The sequence below is a fragment of the Mycobacterium sp. UM_Kg27 genome (genome assembly GCF_000972905.1).
In the GTDB taxonomy this organism is placed as follows: domain Bacteria; phylum Actinomycetota; class Actinomycetes; order Mycobacteriales; family Mycobacteriaceae; genus Mycobacterium.
In genome coordinates, this window is record NZ_JRMM01000044.1 from 12,698 (window position 1) to 28,522 (window position 15,825).

Below are 15,825 nucleotides of genomic sequence, written 5' to 3' on the forward strand. Positions count from 1 at the left end.
TCATCGGCCGCGCATTACCGCGGCCGGTTTCTCCACCCTACCGGTCGGCGCCGATGTTGCTCGGGGTCTAGGTGGTGAGTTGTTGCACCAGTTCGGCGGCACTGTCCACCGAATCCAGCAAAGCTCCGACGTGCGCCTTGCTGCCACGCAGCGGCTCCAGGGTGGGGATTCGCACCAGCGAGTCCCCACCCAGGTCGAAGATGACCGAGTCCCAGCTCGCGGCGGCGATGTCGGCCCCGAAGCGGCGCAGGCACTCACCGCGGAAGTAGGCCCGGGTGTCGGTCGGCGGGTTGTCCACCGCGGCCAGCACCTGCTGTTCGGTGATCAGGCGGCGCATCGAGCCACGGGCGACCAGCCGGTTGTACAGGCCCTTGTCCAGCCGCACGTCGGAGTACTGCAGGTCGATCAGGTGCAGGCGGGGCGCCGACCAGCTCAGGTTCTCCCGCTGCCGGAAGCCCTCCAGCAGCCGCAGCTTGGCCGGCCAGTCCAGCACGTCGGCGCACTCCATCGGGTCACGCTCAAGCTGGTCGAGCACCCGGGCCCAGGTCTCGATGATGTCGGTGGCGCGCGGATCGGGATCACGGCTCTCCACCAGCTTGGTGACCCGGTCGAGGTAGATCCGTTGCAGCGCAAGGCCGGTCATCTCGCGGCCGTCGGCCAGTGCGACGGTGGCCCGCAGCGTCGGGTCGCGGCTGATGACGTGCACCGCGCGCACCGGTCGGGCCAGCACCAGGTCGCTCAGGTCGATCCCGTGCTCGGGGCCCTCCTCGATCAGATCCAAGACCAGCGCGGTGGTGCCCACCTTCAGATACGTCGACGTCTCGGCGAGGTTGGCGTCGCCGATGATCACGTGCAGCCGGCGGTACTTGTCGGCGTCGGCGTGCGGCTCGTCGCGGGTGTTGATGATGCCGCGCTTGAGGGTGGTCTCCAGGCCGACTTCGACCTCGATGTAGTCGGCGCGCTGGGAGAGCTGAAAGCCCGGTTCATCGCCCGCGGCACCCAACCCGACGCGCCCGGACCCGGTGACCACCTGCCGGGACACCAGAAACGGGGTCAGACCGGCGATGATCGCCGAGAACGGCGTCTGCCGGCTCATCAGGTAGTTCTCGTGGGTGCCGTAGGAGGCGCCCTTGTTGTCGATGTTGTTCTTGTACAGCTGCAGCTTGGCCGCGCCCGGGACGCTGGCCACATAGCGCGCCGCGGCCTCCATCACCCGCTCGCCGGCCTTGTCCCAGATGACCGCGTCCAGCGGGTCGGTGACCTCGGGCGCGGAGTACTCCGGGTGGGCGTGGTCGACGTAGAGCCGTGCCCCGTTGGTGAGAATCATGTTCGCCGCGCCGACCTCGTCGGCGTCGATGATCGGCGGCGGGCCGCTTGAGCGGCTCAGGTCGAAGCCGCGGGCGTCGCGCAGCGGCGACTCCACCTCGTAGTCCCAGCGGGTGCGCTTGGCGCGCGGGATTCCCGCGGCGGCGGCGTAGGCCAGCACGGCCTGGGTGGAGGTGAGGATCGGGTTCGCGGTGGGATCGGACGGCGAAGCGATGCCGTATTCGACTTCGGTTCCGATGATCCGCTGCATGACGTTCAGCCTAGAGGGGACGAGGAATCACACCGCCAGAGGCGTTGACGTCGCCGAGGTCAGTGGCTAATTTCACCGAAATGTCCACCGAGCAAGCCCGCCGGCACACCACCGACGTATCCGGGAAACGCTACGGCGAAGTGCTGCTGGTCGAGATCGGCGACTCGGGTCCGCAGGCGGTCGTCTACAACACCTTCGGCCTCAACGACTGCCCCGCGCAGCTGTGGTCCGCCCTCGACGCGCAGGCCATCGCCACCGAGAACGGCGCGGCCGCCGCCCTACTCAACGGCCCGCGCTACTGGCTGATGAACACCATCGAAAAGGCGCCGCAGGGCCCACGCGAGACCAAGACCTTCGGCGGCCTCGAGATGATCAAGCAGGCCCAAGTCGCGCTGTCCTCGATGAACCCCGGCCCCTACACCGTCAACGAGGTGAGCCGCCACGCCGTCTTCGTCTTCGATGCCGGCGAGCAGATCTACGAGCTGATCGACCCCGACGGCCGACGGTGGGTCATGCAGACCTGGAGCCAGGTCGTCGATGCGAACCTGTCCCGGGCCGACCTCGCCGGGCTCGCCGACCGGCTCACGCTGCCACCGGGTTGGACCTACCAGGCGCGCGTGCTGACCAGCCCCCTGCGGGTGGACACCACCGTCGAGATGGCCCGCGTGCTGCAGGACGACCTGACCAACAGCTACTCGCTGTACAGCAGCTAGCGCTACAGGTACTGGCCCAGGTTGGACTCGGTGTCGATGGCACGACTGGCGCTGGAGCTCTTGCCGGTGACCAGGGTGCGGATGTAGACGATCCGCTCGCCCTTCTTGCCCGAGATCCGCGCCCAGTCATCGGGGTTGGTGGTGTTGGGCAGGTCCTCGTTCTCGGCGAACTCATCGACGATCGAATCCAGCAGGTGCTGGATGCGCAGACCGGGCTGGCCGGTCTCCAGAACCGACTTGATGGCGTTCTTCTTCGCCCGGTCGACCACGTTCTGGATCATCGCCCCGGAGTTGAAGTCCTTGAAGTACATGACTTCCTTGTCACCGTTGGCGTAGGTGACCTCCAGGAACCGGTTGTCGTCGATCTCGGCGTACATCCGGTCGACGACCTTCTCGATCATCGCCTTGATGCAGGCCGCGCGGTCGCCGCCGAACTCGGCGAGGTCGTCGGCGTGCACCGGCAGCGTCTCGACCAGGTACTTCGAGAAGATGTCTTGCGCGGCTTCGGCATCCGGGCGCTCGATCTTGATCTTGACGTCCAGACGGCCGGGCCGCAGGATCGCCGGGTCGATCATGTCCTCGCGGTTGGAGGCGCCGATCACGATGACGTTCTCCAGCCCCTCCACGCCGTCGATCTCGCTCAACAGCTGCGGCACGACGGTGGTTTCCACGTCCGAGGAGACACCGGTGCCGCGGGTGCGGAAGATCGAGTCCATCTCGTCGAAGAACACGATCACCGGGGTGCCCTCGGAGGCCTTCTCGCGAGCGCGCTGGAAGATCAGCCGGATGTGGCGTTCGGTCTCGCCGACGAACTTGTTCAGCAGCTCGGGGCCCTTGATGTTGAGGAAGTACGACTTGGCCTCGTGGGCGTCGTCGCCGCGCACCTCGGCCATCTTCTTGGCCAGCGAGTTGGCGACCGCCTTGGCGATCAGCGTCTTGCCACAGCCCGGCGGACCGTAGAGCAGCACGCCTTTGGGCGGGCGCAGCGCGTACTCGCGGTAGAGGTCCTTGTGCAGAAACGGCAGTTCCACGGCGTCGCGGATCTGCTCGATCTGGCGTGTCAGACCGCCGATGTCGCCGTAGCTGACGTCGGGCACCTCCTCGAGCACCAGGTCTTCGACCTCGGCCTTGGGGATGCGCTCGAAGGCGTAGCCGGCCTTGGTGTCGACCAGCAGCGAGTCACCGGGGCGCAGCTTGCGGGGACGCCAGTCATCCGACAGCGCGTCCGGGTTGCTGTCGGGAAGATCCGCGGCGACCAGCGGCTCGGCCAGCCAGACGATGCGCTCCTCATCGGCGTGACCCACAACCAGCGCGCGGTGCCCGTCGGACAGAATTTCGCGCAACGTGGATATTTCGCCGACCGACTCGAACTTGCCGGCCTCGACGACCGTCAGCGCCTCGTTGAGCCGGACCGTCTGGCCCTTCTTGAGGGTTGCTACGTCGATGTTGGGCGAGATGTTGAGCCGCATCCGGCGACCCGAGGTGAACACGTCGACGGTGTCGTCTTCGTGACTGCCCAGCAGCACCCCGTAACCGCTGGGCGGCTGACCGAGTCGATCGACCTCCTCTCGCAGGGCCAGCAACTGCTGACGCGCCTCCTTGAGGGTGTCCATCAGCTTGGAGTTGCGCGCGGTCAGCGAGTCAATGTGCGCTTCGAGCTGACGCACGTCACGGCCCACGCGGGCGGTGTCCTGCGGGGTGTTCTCGAGCTGTGCGCGCAGCACCGCGGCTTCGCGGCGCAGTTCTTCCAACTCGGCGAAGTCATCACCGGGCGTGCCCGGCCCCCCAGACGCGTCGAAAGCCTCAGGACGCGGCGACTCTTCCATGTTGCTCATGGTGCGCTCCTTTCCCGAACTGGAAGTTGAAGCGACGGATACCTCAACGCTACCGGCCATTGTGCATTCGCGTGCTCTGTGGCAATCCGACACACCGGCTCCGCTGCTAGCCTCGCTCTCAAATCGGGTGATCAAAACGGCCCAGAAAGGATCCGAATGAACGTGAAATCCCTCGCCACGCGGGTGGCGGCGATTGCGGCCGCCGGCGCGGCCGCCACAGCTGTGAGCTACCTGGCAACACCGGCGCCTGCTGCCGCCGAGGCGCCGACGACGGTGTTCTTCGCCCCGCTGCCGCTGGACCCGGCCGCCGCCGTACCAGCCCCGGAGCAGCTGGCCAGCGTGCTCAACACGCTGGCCGACCCCAGTGTTCCCGCCGCCGGCAAGTCCGACCTCGTGGAGGGCGGCCTGGGCCCGGTCGAGACCGGTGCCATCGACCACCGGCTGCAGAAGGCGCTCAAGAAGGGTGCCCTTCCGCTGTCGATCAGCGTGGCCAACGTGGTACCGGCCGGCCCCGGATCGGCCAGCGCCGACGTCACCGCGTCCAGCCCCAAGCTGGAGCCGCACACGGTGAATCTCACATTCGTCGACCAGGGTGGCTGGAAGCTCTCCCGGGCCTCGCTGATGTCGCTGTCGCAGCTGACGTCGAACTGATCGCAGATCTGATGTACCGGCATCGCAGCACCGTTGCCGCCGCGCTCGCGGCGGCAACGGTGCTGCTGTCGGGCTGTGGCGGCCACCCGCCGGCGGAGCCGGTGGCCGAGATCCCGGTGACCTCGACGACGGCGGTTCCCGGCCCGGTTCCGTCGGCGGCCCTGCCGGCTCCCGAGGCGCTGACCGATGTGCTGTACCGGCTGTCGGACCCCGAGGTGCCCGGCGCGGACAAGCTGGCACTGGTCGAGGGCGCCAAACCCGCCGACGCCGCGACCATCGACAAGTTCGCCACCGCCCTCAAAGACGGCGGCTATCTGCCGCTGAGCCTCGACGCCGCCGCTCTCGGCTGGTCCGACCGCAACCCGGGCAACGTGACCGCGGACGTCACGGTGACCACGGCCGATCCCGCCACCGGCACGTTCTTCTTCCCGATGGAGTTCACTCCCCAGCACGGCGACTGGCAGCTGTCGCAGGACACCGCCAAGACCCTGCTGGCGTTCGGCAACGCCCGGACCGGCAAAACAGAGCCGGCGGCGCCGCCGACACCCTGAGTCTCACCCCACAGCGACACCGGCAGGGGCCGCAAAAACCAGTCGAAACCGGCGCGGCGAACCCGCGATAAACCGCTCACAACCGGCGCATACTCCGAGAATGCCCATCGAGCAACGGCTGATCGTCAGCGTCGTTGACGAGACACCGGATTCCATACCGATCATCACGTATCAGCGTGACGATCACTCGTGTAGCGGGGCGTGGTCACGCCCGAAGGTGCCAGCGCTGGTCTTCGCCGACAACTCCCACGACGGGTCGGCGGTGGCCTATCACCACGGCGTACTCGGCGGCGCACAGACGCCGGTACAGCTGGTGTTCTGGGGTGCCTGGTGGAACGGCGCGGGTTCGGCTCAGCGCGGTCTGATCGAGTCCCCCACGCAGGCCCTCTTGGCGAGCCGCTATTTCAGTGAGCTGGCGCAGTACTACATCGCCGGCGCCCCGACCTGGCGAGGCTCGGTCACCGTGCTCTCCCCCGCTCCGCCGCTGGGTGCCGTGGATTCCACCACGACAATGCGCCGGGTACTGGGGCTGATCGAGGACAGCATCGACGACGGCGTGTTCCCCGATCCCGACGACGGCCCGCGAATCGCCTTCATTGTCCTGATGCCCCAGGGCTTTACGGTGGCCGGCGGCGCCGTCGCGGGCGCGCATTCGACGGACTACACGTTCGATTTCCCGTTCGACACCGATCGCTACTGGGCGGGCTGGGTGCGCTACTTCGACCCGGCGACCGAGGATATCGAGCTGACGATGTCGACTCTGGGCCACGAGCTGGTGGAGATCCTGACCGACCCCGAGGCGGACGGCTGGCGACGGGAACCGCTGGACGGCAACTGCGAGATCTGCGACTGGAGCGATTCGACAGTCAGCGGCCGAACGGTACGGCAGCGCGCCTGGGTCAACGATGTGCGAGTGCAGTCGTTGGTCGATCCGGCACGGGGCCACCATCATCCCGATCGACGACGACTACGGCGCGCAACTCGAGGCCAAGGTGACCGAGACCGGCCGGCGCGAGGTGTCGCGAGGAACCCTGACGACCGACCCCGCCGTCCGCCGTGCCTGCGCGACCATCCCGGCGTGCTGCATCGCCGACAACCACTACGAGTACGTGTTGTACTCGGTGTCCGAGACCGCTCGGATCCGGCTGGTGTGGACTCGGTATCGCACCCCGCGCGCAAGCTGGAGCATTCGGGGAATCGCCGTATCCGGTTCGGGCACTGTGCAAGTGACGCTCCCGGTGGACGGCTACACCGGCGAGAATCCGGTGACGTCGGTGCGGCGGGTGCGAGTGGACTACACCGCGAGCGACACCGTGCTGGATCTGACGGTGAACGATCCCGGCGGCAACTTCGATCTAGCGGTCAGCTGCACCGTGACCGATGCCTCGATCGCGGGGAACGTGGCGACGAACGTGATCGCCGCTCCCAGCATCGTCGTCGGCTTCGTCGGAGCCGACCTAGTCGCCGACGCGAATTACCTTGCCGCGCTGAGCCGCTGCTACAAGGCGATGCTGGACAAATACAAGGTCCAGTACCAGCCGATGGGACGACCGGGCCCGGGCGACCCGATCAAGTACGACCCGACGGTGCTCAACACCGGACTACCGGCGTACGCCGGCCTGACCGGACACCAGCAGCTTCAGGAGACCGGCAAGCTGATCCGCGCCGCGGCCTATCTGCTCGACACCGACGACGCCTACGCCTTTGTCGGACATCTTGTCCGGTCACAGCCGGCACTGGTGCGCGCCCTGCAAACCCGCACCGAGACCGATGTGGTGGCCTCGCTGCTGACGACGACGTCCTGAGCCGCTACGGCCGACCCCGTTTGCGCCCCAGCCGGGTGGGGGTGACGGTGTCCGGCGCCAGCCGGCGAGCGCAGACCAGGAACGCGGTGTGGCCACGCATCGCGTGCTGGGGCCGCACCGCCAAGCCGACGACGTTCCAGCCGCGCTGCATGGTCTCCCAGGACCGCGGCTCGGTCCAGCACTGCTGCTCGCGCAGCGCCTCGTTCACCTGGGACAACTGAGTGACCGTGGCGACGTAGATCACCAGCACCCCACCGGGAACCAGTACTCGCGACACGGCGCCCAGCACCTCCCACGGCGCCAGCATGTCCAGCACCACCCGATCGATCGAGCCGTCGGGCAGGTCGCAGTCGGCCACATCGCCCATCACCAGCTGCCAGTTGTCGGGCTGACGCCCGAGGAAGGTCTCGACGTTGGCGCGGGCATGCACGGCGTGATCGTCACGCAGCTCGTAGGAGATCACCTTGCCCTCGGGCCCGACCGCTCGCAGCAGTGACAGCGTCAGGGCCCCCGATCCGGCGCCGGCCTCGAGCACCCGCGCCCCGGGGAAGATGTCGCCCTCGTGGATGATCTGCGCGGAGTCCTTGGGATAGATGACCTGGGCTCCGCGCGGCATCGACATCACGTAGTCGACCAGCAGTGGGCGCAGCACCAGGAAAGGGTCGCCGTTGGCCGACTTGACCACGCTGCCGTCGGGCAGCCCGATCACCTCGTCGTGTGGGATGGCCCCGCGGTGGGTGTGGAAGTCACCGCCGGGGACCAGCACCGTGGTGTAGCGACGCCCCTTGGCGTCGGTGAACTGGGCCCGATCGCCCGCCTGAAAAATCCCGGATTCGGACACAGCCGTCCACCCTACGCAGCGTGTGCGAGCGGCGTTGTCGGTGCATGCCCGTAGGGTTCGCAAGTATGAGCAAGCCTGCGTTATCCCCGTCGCGGGCGGCCGACTTCAAACAGTGCCCGTTGCTGTACCGATTCCGGGCCATTGACCGGCTCCCGGAGCCGCCGTCGGCTGCGCAACTGCGTGGTTCGGTGGTCCACGGCGCCCTGGAGCGGCTCTACGCGCTGCCGGCAGCTCAGCGCGATCCCGAGACTGCCCGGGAGCTGGTGACACCGGCCTGGGAGCAGCTGATCAGCACCTCCCCGGAGGTGGGCTCGGGGCTGGACGCCGAGCAGCTCATCGCCGAGGCACGCAGGCTGCTGGCCGGCTACTACCGGCTGGAGGATCCCCGCCGATTCGACCCGCAGAGCTGTGAGCAGCGAATCGAGGTCGAGCTGGCCGACGGCACCCTGTTGCGCGGCTTCGTCGACCGCATCGATGTCTCGGCGACCGGAGAGCTGCGGGTGGTCGACTACAAGACCGGCCGCGCGCCGTCGGCTAGCGGGCGGCTGTCCGAGGCCGCCGAGTCGAAGGCGCTGTTCCAGATGAAGTTCTACGCGGTGGCCCTGCTGCGGTCCCGCGGCGTGATGCCCGCACGGTTGCGGCTGATCTATCTGGCCGACCGGCAGCTGCTGGACTACTCCCCCGATCACGACGAGTTGCTGCGTTTCGAGAAAACTCTGATCGCCATCTGGCAGGCCATCCAAACTGCCGGGGCCACAGGCGATTTCCGCCCGCAGCCGTCACGACTGTGTGACTGGTGCGCGCACCGCGCGCTGTGCCCGGCATTCGGGGGAACCCCGCCGCCCTACCCCGGCTGGCCGGCCGACAGTGCGGCATGACCGGCAGCTATTACCGGCGCGCGGCCGGGTCCGGCAGCACCGACCACGTGGTCTATGAATCCACCGACCTGACCCGCAGCAACTGGGGCCGGCTACAGCACGGGTCTCCACCGCTGGCGCTGCTCACCCGCGAGATCGAGCGACTGCTCGACGGATCGGATCAGCGGATCGCCCGACTGAGCCTGGACATCCTGGGGGCGATACCGGTGGCCCCGGTGCGGGTTTCGGCCCGGACGCAGCGGCCCGGCCGGCGGATCGCGCTGCTGGAAGCGCAGATGTTCACCCGCGACGACGACCGGCCGGTGGCGCGGCTGAGCGCCTGGACACTGGCCACCTCCGACACCACCGCGGTGTCCTGCGACCGGTATGCGCCACTGGTCAGCGGGCCGTCGCTGCCGCCGCCGGAGTGGTTCGCCCAGGCCAGCGGTTACGCCCAGTCGGTGCGCTGGCGAGTCCAGCCGGATGCGCCCGACGGCTCCGCGGTGGCCTGGCTGAGTCCGCAGGTCCACCTGGTGGACAGCGAGCCGACCACCGCCCTGCAGCGGCTGGCGATGGTGGTCGACTCCGCGAACGGTGTCGGTGCCGCCCTGGATGTCGACGAGTACATGTTCATGAACACCGACACCGTCGTGCACCTGCACCGGCTGCCGACCGGAGCGGATTTCGGACTGCGCGCCCGTGCCTCGATCGGCCCCGACGGGGTGGGCGTCACCACCGCCGAGTTGTTCGACGCCGACGGATTCATCGGCACGTCTGCGCAGGCGTTGCTGGTGCAGCGACGCTGAAAGGGCTCAGACCACCGCGGTCAGCGCGGCGATCGCGAAACCGCCCAGCACCGCAATGGCGTCCTCCGCCAGCGCGATCGGCAGATCGCGGCCGCCGTTGGCGGCGACCAGGCGCTGGCGTACCCGGAAACCGACCAGGGTGCCGATCACCGCACCGATGATGCCCGCGCCGAGCGCCGTCCAGGTGTAGTTCCAGGCCGTGCCGAGCACCGCACCGGCGAACCCGCCCAGCACGATCCGCGCGCCGAACTGCATCGGCACGGTACGCGCCGGTGTACTGGGCAGTTGGTCGGTGACGAGTTCACCGACCGCCAGCAAAGTCAAAACGGTGACGGTCACCGGATGGCTCAGCCACTCGACCCACGTCCCGTTCAGGTTGATCCACTGCAGGGCGGCCGCCCAAGCCATGACTGCCGGCGCGGTAAACGCGCGCAGTCCGGCAACGGCACCGATGAAAAGCGCGAGCACCAGCACGATGAAATGCGTCACCATTACCTCCCGGGCCAGTCGAGTCGATCACCGGACGCTAACACGGCAAAGGCTCAGCTACCGGGACTGCTCAAAATCGGCAGAATCTGATGTCCGAGGCGAGGATGGCCTTCGCACCGATCGCGGCCAACTGGTCCATGATCGCGTTGACCTCGCGCCGCGGCACCAGAGCGCGTACCGCGGCCCAGTCGGGGTCGGCCAGCGGAGCGATCGTCGGCGACTCCAGGCCCGGGGTGATCGCGACGGCCTGTTCGAGCACCGCACGCGGACAGTCGTAGTCGAGCATCAGGTACTGCTGACCGAACACCACGCCCTGCACCCGGGCGGCCAGTTGGTCGCGGGCGGCAGCAGTCTCGGCACTGCGGCCGTTGGCCTGTGCGCCTTCGATCAACACCGCTTCGGAATCGCACAGCGACTCCCCGAAGGCCACCAGACCGTGCTGGCGAAGGGTGCGCCCGGAGCCCACCACGTCGGCGATCGCGTCCGCCACCCCGAGTTGGATGGAGATCTCCACCGCTCCGTCGAGCCGGATGACGGTGGCCTCGATGCCCCTGGCCGCCAGGTCCTTGCGGACCAGGTTCGGGTAGGCGGTGGCGATGCGCTGGCCGGCCAGGTCCGCCGCAACCCAGTCCCGTCCGGCCGGAGCGGCGTAACGGAATCGCGAGTAGCCGAAACCCAGGGCCAACCGCTCGGCCACCGGCGCCCCCGACTCGGCCGCCAGGTCCCGTCCGGTGATCCCGAAGTCGAGTTCACCGGACCCGACGTAGATGGCGATGTCCTTGGGCCGCAGGAAGAAGAACTCGACCTTGTTGGCCGGATCGATGACGGTCAGATCCTTGGCGTCGGCGCGGCTGCGGTAGCCGGCCTCCGACAGCATTGCCGCGGCAGCCTCACTGAGCGCCCCCTTGTTGGGCACCGCAACACGCAACATGCTCACAGCTTCCCGTAGACGTCGGACAGCGTCAGCCCGCGCGAGATCATCAGCACCTGGGTCCAATACAGCAGCTGGCTGATCTCCTCGGCCAGGTCTTCATCGGACTGGTGTTCGGCGGCCAGCCACACCTCGCCGGCCTCCTCCAGGATCTTCTTGCCGATCGTGTGTACACCGGCGTCCAGCGCCGCCACGGTGCCGCTGCCGGCCGGCCGGGTCGCGGCACGCTCACCGAGCTCGGCGAACAGTTCCTCGAAGGTCTTCACGAGCAGGGATTGTTTCATGCGGCATCAGGACGGGTCACGCCGGTTTCCGGCGGCAACCGCTTGCGAGTCGGCCAGCTGGGCGCAGATTTCGTGCAGGTCGCTCAGCCCGAGCCCGGTCAGGGACCGCACCTGGTGGCGCCGGGCGCCGGCCGGCACCGGCAGCGCATTGGGCACCACCAGCACCGCGCATCCGGCCGCCTCGGCCGCGGCGGCACCCGTCGGCGAGTCCTCCACCGCCAGACACCAGCGCGGATCGGTGTCCAGCAGCTCGGCGGCACGCAGGTAGGGATCCGGGGCCGGTTTGCCCGCGGGCACCTCGTCACCACAGACCACCGCCGCGAAGTAATGCCGGCCGATGCTGCCCAGCGCCCGCTCGGCCAGCATCCGCGGGGTGTTGGTCACCAGGGCGGTCGGCATCCCCGCGCCGGCCAGCTCGTCGAGCAGCTCCCGGGCGCCGTCGCACCAGGGCAGGCCCGCATCGAACAGCTCACCGGTGAAGTCGTGCAACCAGCGCGCCGAGGCCGCCATGGCCGCCGGATCGAGCGGTAACCCTAGGTCGTGGTACACGATCCGCATGGTGTCCTCGGCACACCCGCCGACCGTGGACGCCCGGACTTCCGGGGTCAGCACCCCGCCCAGGCGGTCGTAGAGCGCGTCCATCGCCACGTCCCACAACTTCTCGGAATCGACCAGGGTGCCGTCCATGTCGCACAGCACCGCGCGCAGCACCAGGGCTCAGTCCTCCGGGTTGTAGCCGAGGTTGGCGGCCAGCCAGCGCTCGGCTTCGACCAAGGTCCAGCCCTTGCGCTTCGCATAGTCGGCGACCTGGTCCTGGGCCAGCCGGCCGATCACGAAGTACTGCGACTGCGGGTGCGAGAAGTACAAGCCGCTGACGGCGGCACCGGGCCACATCGCCATCGACTCGGTCAGCTCGATGCGGGTCCGCTCGTGGACGTCCATCAGCTTCCAGATCGTCGCCTTCTCGGTGTGCTCCGGGCAGGCCGGGTAGCCCGGGGCAGGGCGGATGCCCTGGTACTTCTCGGCGATCAGTGCCTCGTTGTCCAACTGCTCATCCGGCTGGAATCCCCAGAACTCCTTGCGAACCCGCTGGTGCATCCGTTCCGCGAAAGCCTCCGCCAGCCGGTCGGCGACCGACTCCAGCAGGATCGCGCTGTAGTCGTCGAGATCTGCCTTGAACTCCGCGATCTTCTCGCCGCTGCCGAGTCCCGCGGTGACGGCGAAGGCGCCGATGTAGTCCGCCAGGCCCGTTTCTTTGGGGGCGATGTAGTCGCCGAGGCTCCGGTTCGGGATGCCGGCCCGGTGCTCACCCTGCTGGCGCAGGTTGTGAAACGTGGTCAGCACCTCGGTACGGGTGTCGTCGGTGTAGACCTCGACGTCGTCACCGACCGCGTTCGCCGGGAAAAAGCCGATCACCGCGTTGGCCGTCAGCCACTTCTCCGCGATCAGGGTGTCGAGCATCTGCTGGGCGTCGTTGTACAGCTTGCGGGCAGCCTCGCCCGAAGCCGGATTGTTGAGGATGTCGGGGAAGCGCCCCTTCATCTCCCAGGCGTTGAAAAACGGCTGCCAGTCGATGAACTCGCGCAACTCAGCGAGGTCGTAGTCCAGAAGCTCCCGCACGCCGAGACCCTGAACCGGCACCGGCGGTGTGTATCCGTCCCACTCGATCGGCGTGCGGTTCGCACGGGCCTTCTCCAGCGGCACCATGGGCCGCTCGTTCTTCTGCGCGTGGCGTTCCCGCAGGGACGCGTAGTCGGCCGCGGTCGACTCCAGCAGCGCCGGCCGCTGCTTGTCGTCGAGCAGCGCGGCCGCGACCGGAACGGAACGCGAGGCATCCTTGACCCAGACCACCGGACCGCTGCGGCGCGGCGCAATCTTCACGGCGGTGTGGGCACGCGAGGTGGTCGCGCCGCCGATCAGCAGGGGGATCTCGAGGCCTTCGCGCTCCATCTCGGCGGCGAAGCCGGCCATCTCCTCCAGCGACGGGGTGATCAGGCCGGAGAGGCCGACGATGTCGGCGTTGTATTCCTTGGCCGCAGCCAGGATCTTCTCGGCGGGCACCATCACACCGAGGTCGACCACGGTGTAGTTGTTGCACTGCAGCACCACCCCGACGATGTTCTTGCCGATGTCGTGGACGTCGCCCTTCACCGTCGCCATCACGATGGTGCCGTTGGTGTGCTCGGCTTCACCGGGCTGCTTCTCCGCCTCGATGTACGGCAGCAGGTAGGCCACGGCCTTCTTCATCACCCGGGCCGACTTCACCACCTGGGGCAGGAACATCTTGCCCGCGCCGAAAAGGTCACCGACCACGTTCATGCCGTCCATCAGCGGGCCCTCGATCACCTCGATGGGGCGACCGCCCCCGGCGGCGATCTCGGCCCGCAGCTCCTCGGTGTCGGTCTCGACGTCGGCGTCGATGCCCTTGACCAGGGCGTGCGTGATCCGCTCGCGCACCGGCAAGGATCGCCATTCGGCCGCCGCGGGATCTTCCGCCTTCTCCGCGGAGTTGAACCGTTCGGCGATCTCCAACAGCCGCTCGGCGGCATCGGGACGCCGGTTCAGCACGACATCCTCGATCCGTTCCCGCAACTCGGCGTCGATCGAGTCATAAGGCACCAGGGCGCCGGCGTTGACGATGCCCATGTCCAGACCGGCCTTGATGGCGTGGAACAGGAACACCGCGTGGATCGCTTCGCGGACCGGGTTGTTGCCCCGGAACGAGAACGACACGTTCGAGATGCCGCCGGAGATATGCACCCCGGGAAGGTTCTCCGTGATCCAGGCGCAGGCCTCGATGAAGTCGATCCCGTAGGTCGCGTGCTCCTCGATACCGGTGGCCAGCGCGAAGCAGTTCGGGTCGAAGATGATGTCCTCGGCCGGGAAGCCGACCTGTTCGGTCAGGATCCGGTACGCGCGTCCGCAGATCTCCTTGCGGCGCTCCAGGTTGTCGGCCTGCCCCTGCTCGTCGAAGGCCATCACCACCACGGCGGCACCGAATTTGCGGCACAGCCGGGCCTCGCGGATGAACTTCTCCTCGCCCTCCTTCATGGAGATCGAGTTGACGATCGGCTTGCCCTGCACGTTCTTCAGGCCCGCCTCGATGACCTCCCACTTGGAGGAGTCGATCATCACCGGCACCCGACTGATGTCCGGCTCGGACGCGATCAGTTTGGTGAACCGGTCCATCGCGGCGACGCCGTCGATCATGCCTTCGTCCATGTTGATGTCGATGACCTGCGCACCGACCTCGACCTGCTGCAGCGCGACCGACAGCGCGGTGTCGTAGTCCTCGGCCTTGATCAGGTTGCGGAACCGGGCGGAGCCGGTGATGTTGGTGCGTTCACCGATGTTGACGAACAGCGAGTCGTCGGTGATGTTGAGCGGTTCGAGGCCCGCCAGCCGGGTGGCGATCGGGATCTCCGGCAGCTCACGCGGCGGCTTGCCCTCGACGACCTTGGCGATCTCGGCGATGTGCGCCGGCGCTGTGCCGCAGCAACCGCCGACCAGGTTGACCAGTCCGGCGTCGGCGAAGTCCGCGATGTAGGAGGCCTGAGCCTCCGGCGACTCGTCGTACTCGCCAAATGCGTTGGGCAGGCCGGCGTTCGGGTAGCAGGAGATGTAGGTGTCCGCGATGCGTGACATCTCGGCGATGTAGGGCCGCATCTCCGGGGCACCCAACGCGCAGTTGAGGCCCACCGCGATCGGCTTCGCGTGCCGGATCGAATTCCAGAACGCCTCGGTGACCTGGCCCGACAACGTGCGCCCGGAGGCATCGGTGATGGTGCCGGAGATGATGACCGGCCAGCGGCGACCGCGCTCCTCGAACAGCGTCTCGACGGCGAACACCGCGGCCTTGGAGTTCAGCGAGTCGAAGATCGTCTCGATGAGCAGGATGTCCGCGCCGCCGTCGACCAGGCCGTTGGCGGCTTCGAGGTAGGCGGCGACCAGCTGGTCGTAGGAGATGTTGCGGGCGCCGGGGTCGTTGACGTCTGGTGAGATCGACGCCGTCCGCGTCGTCGGCCCGAGCGTGCCGGCCACGTAGCGGGGCTTCTCCGCAGTGCTGAACTCGTCGGCCGCCTTGCGGGCCAGCGCGGCGCCGGCGTAGTTCAGCTCATAGCTGAAGTCCGCCATGTCGTAGTCCGCCAGCGAGACCGCGTTCGCGTTGAACGTGTTGGTCTCCAGGATGTCGGCGCCCGCCTCCAGGTACTCGCGGTGGATGCCCTCGATGATCTGCGGTTGCGTCAGGGTGAGCAGGTCGTTGTTGCCTTGCAGCGCGGTAGGCCACTCGGTGAAGCGGTCGCCGCGATAACCGGCCTCGTCCGGGCGGTCCCGCTGAATGGCCGTGCCCATCGCACCGTCGATCACCATGATCCGCCGGCTCAGCGCAGCCTTGAGTTCGTCGGTGCAGTCAGGCCGGATGTTGGGCGCGAAGGTTTCGGCCTCGGGCGCGGTCATGCGGGCTCCTGTCTCTTATACACATCTC

At 67.9% G+C, this 15,825-nt stretch carries 15 protein-coding genes; 6 read left to right on the forward strand and 9 right to left on the reverse strand.

The window, feature by feature from the left end:
- Positions 1–67 precede the first annotated feature (67 nt).
- A complete protein-coding gene (gene dop, locus LI94_RS09350) occupies positions 68–1,576 on the reverse strand; it encodes a depupylase/deamidase Dop (protein ID WP_024441367.1) in 1,509 nt (502 codons plus the stop codon).
- Between the two features lie 80 nt (positions 1,577–1,656).
- On the opposite strand from dop, the gene LI94_RS09355 reads away from it, so the two are divergent.
- Positions 1,657–2,289, forward strand: coding sequence for a hypothetical protein (locus LI94_RS09355; RefSeq protein ID WP_036457452.1), 633 nt, complete (start codon positions 1,657–1,659; stop codon positions 2,287–2,289).
- A 2-nt stretch (positions 2,290–2,291) separates the two neighbouring features.
- On the opposite strand, the gene arc is transcribed toward LI94_RS09355, so the two are convergent.
- Positions 2,292–4,115: a proteasome ATPase gene (gene arc / locus LI94_RS09360; RefSeq protein WP_046301022.1), complete on the reverse strand. Its 1,824-nt coding sequence runs from the start codon at positions 4,113–4,115 to the stop codon at positions 2,292–2,294.
- A gap of 159 nt (positions 4,116–4,274) precedes the next feature.
- Here arc and LI94_RS09365 point away from each other — a divergent pair, with 159 nt between their 5' ends.
- Both LI94_RS09365 and LI94_RS09370 read left to right on the forward strand, forming a co-directional pair.
- Positions 4,275–4,775, forward strand: coding sequence for a hypothetical protein (locus LI94_RS09365; protein ID WP_239651191.1), 501 nt, complete (start codon positions 4,275–4,277; stop codon positions 4,773–4,775).
- A gap of 11 nt (positions 4,776–4,786) precedes the next feature.
- Positions 4,787–5,326, forward strand: a complete 540-nt coding sequence (locus LI94_RS09370) for a hypothetical protein (protein WP_046301016.1) — start codon at positions 4,787–4,789, stop codon at positions 5,324–5,326.
- A 423-nt stretch (positions 5,327–5,749) separates the two neighbouring features.
- On the opposite strand, the gene LI94_RS23745 is transcribed toward LI94_RS09370, so the two are convergent.
- Complete coding sequence (locus tag LI94_RS23745) at positions 5,750–5,923, reverse strand: hypothetical protein (protein ID WP_192830946.1); 174 nt, start codon at positions 5,921–5,923, stop codon at positions 5,750–5,752.
- Between the two features lie 308 nt (positions 5,924–6,231).
- Between LI94_RS23745 and LI94_RS09380 the strand changes: the two genes are divergently transcribed.
- Positions 6,232–7,131 (forward strand): hypothetical protein, encoded by a 900-nt coding sequence (locus LI94_RS09380; RefSeq protein ID WP_046301018.1) that lies wholly within the window; start codon positions 6,232–6,234, stop codon positions 7,129–7,131.
- Between the two features lie 4 nt (positions 7,132–7,135).
- Here the strand turns inward: LI94_RS09380 and LI94_RS09385 are convergent, their stop codons facing one another.
- Positions 7,136–7,972 (reverse strand): tRNA (adenine-N1)-methyltransferase, encoded by an 837-nt coding sequence (locus LI94_RS09385; RefSeq protein ID WP_046301019.1) that lies wholly within the window; start codon positions 7,970–7,972, stop codon positions 7,136–7,138.
- A 44-nt stretch (positions 7,973–8,016) separates the two neighbouring features.
- Here LI94_RS09385 and LI94_RS09390 point away from each other — a divergent pair, with 44 nt between their 5' ends.
- Positions 8,017–8,850 (forward strand): RecB family exonuclease, encoded by an 834-nt coding sequence (locus LI94_RS09390; RefSeq protein WP_036457020.1) that lies wholly within the window; start codon positions 8,017–8,019, stop codon positions 8,848–8,850.
- Positions 8,847–9,635, forward strand: a complete 789-nt coding sequence (locus LI94_RS09395; protein WP_024440448.1) for a thioesterase family protein — start codon at positions 8,847–8,849, stop codon at positions 9,633–9,635. Before LI94_RS09390 ends, LI94_RS09395 begins: the two co-directional genes overlap by 4 nt.
- Positions 9,636–9,641: 6 nt before the next feature.
- Here LI94_RS09395 and LI94_RS09400 read toward each other — a convergent pair whose 3' ends face one another.
- The 5 genes from LI94_RS09400 to metH form a co-directional block, all read right to left on the reverse strand.
- A complete protein-coding gene (locus LI94_RS09400) occupies positions 9,642–10,124 on the reverse strand; it encodes a DUF4126 family protein (RefSeq protein WP_024440449.1) in 483 nt (160 codons plus the stop codon).
- A gap of 70 nt (positions 10,125–10,194) precedes the next feature.
- Positions 10,195–11,055 carry an ATP phosphoribosyltransferase gene (hisG, locus tag LI94_RS09405; protein ID WP_036457022.1) on the reverse strand — a complete coding sequence of 287 codons (861 nt, stop codon included), beginning with the start codon at positions 11,053–11,055 and terminating at the stop codon, positions 10,195–10,197.
- A 2-nt stretch (positions 11,056–11,057) separates the two neighbouring features.
- Positions 11,058–11,339 carry a phosphoribosyl-ATP diphosphatase gene (locus LI94_RS09410; RefSeq protein ID WP_024440451.1) on the reverse strand — a complete coding sequence of 94 codons (282 nt, stop codon included), beginning with the start codon at positions 11,337–11,339 and terminating at the stop codon, positions 11,058–11,060.
- A gap of 6 nt (positions 11,340–11,345) precedes the next feature.
- The gene (locus LI94_RS09415; protein ID WP_024440452.1) at positions 11,346–12,047 is read right to left on the reverse strand and encodes an HAD family phosphatase; all 702 of its coding nucleotides are present in this window, start codon (positions 12,045–12,047) and stop codon (positions 11,346–11,348) included.
- A gap of 9 nt (positions 12,048–12,056) precedes the next feature.
- The gene (gene metH / locus LI94_RS09420) at positions 12,057–15,797 is read right to left on the reverse strand and encodes a methionine synthase (RefSeq protein WP_046301020.1); all 3,741 of its coding nucleotides are present in this window, start codon (positions 15,795–15,797) and stop codon (positions 12,057–12,059) included.
- Between the last annotated feature and the right edge of the window lie 28 nt (positions 15,798–15,825).

What these genes read in the sequence shown, in the direction of transcription:
- arc (WP_046301022.1), bottom strand. Translation starts at nt 4,115, where the DNA reads ATGGAAGAGTCGCCGCGTCCTGAGGCTTTCGACGCGTCTGGGGGGCCG.
- metH (WP_046301020.1), bottom strand. Translation starts at nt 15,797, where the DNA reads ATGACCGCGCCCGAGGCCGAAACCTTCGCGCCCAACATCCGGCCTGAC.
- LI94_RS09380 (WP_046301018.1), top strand. Translation starts at nt 6,232, where the DNA reads ATGTGCGAGTGCAGTCGTTGGTCGATCCGGCACGGGGCCACCATCATC.
- LI94_RS09410 (WP_024440451.1), bottom strand. Translation starts at nt 11,339, where the DNA reads ATGAAACAATCCCTGCTCGTGAAGACCTTCGAGGAACTGTTCGCCGAG.
- LI94_RS09370 (WP_046301016.1), top strand. Translation starts at nt 4,787, where the DNA reads ATGTACCGGCATCGCAGCACCGTTGCCGCCGCGCTCGCGGCGGCAACG.
- dop (WP_024441367.1), bottom strand. Translation starts at nt 1,576, where the DNA reads ATGCAGCGGATCATCGGAACCGAAGTCGAATACGGCATCGCTTCGCCG.
- hisG (WP_036457022.1), bottom strand. Translation starts at nt 11,055, where the DNA reads ATGTTGCGTGTTGCGGTGCCCAACAAGGGGGCGCTCAGTGAGGCTGCC.
- LI94_RS09390 (WP_036457020.1), top strand. Translation starts at nt 8,017, where the DNA reads ATGCCCGTAGGGTTCGCAAGTATGAGCAAGCCTGCGTTATCCCCGTCG.
- LI94_RS09355 (WP_036457452.1), top strand. Translation starts at nt 1,657, where the DNA reads ATGTCCACCGAGCAAGCCCGCCGGCACACCACCGACGTATCCGGGAAA.
- LI94_RS09395 (WP_024440448.1), top strand. Translation starts at nt 8,847, where the DNA reads ATGACCGGCAGCTATTACCGGCGCGCGGCCGGGTCCGGCAGCACCGAC.
- LI94_RS23745 (WP_192830946.1), bottom strand. Translation starts at nt 5,923, where the DNA reads ATGAAGGCGATTCGCGGGCCGTCGTCGGGATCGGGGAACACGCCGTCG.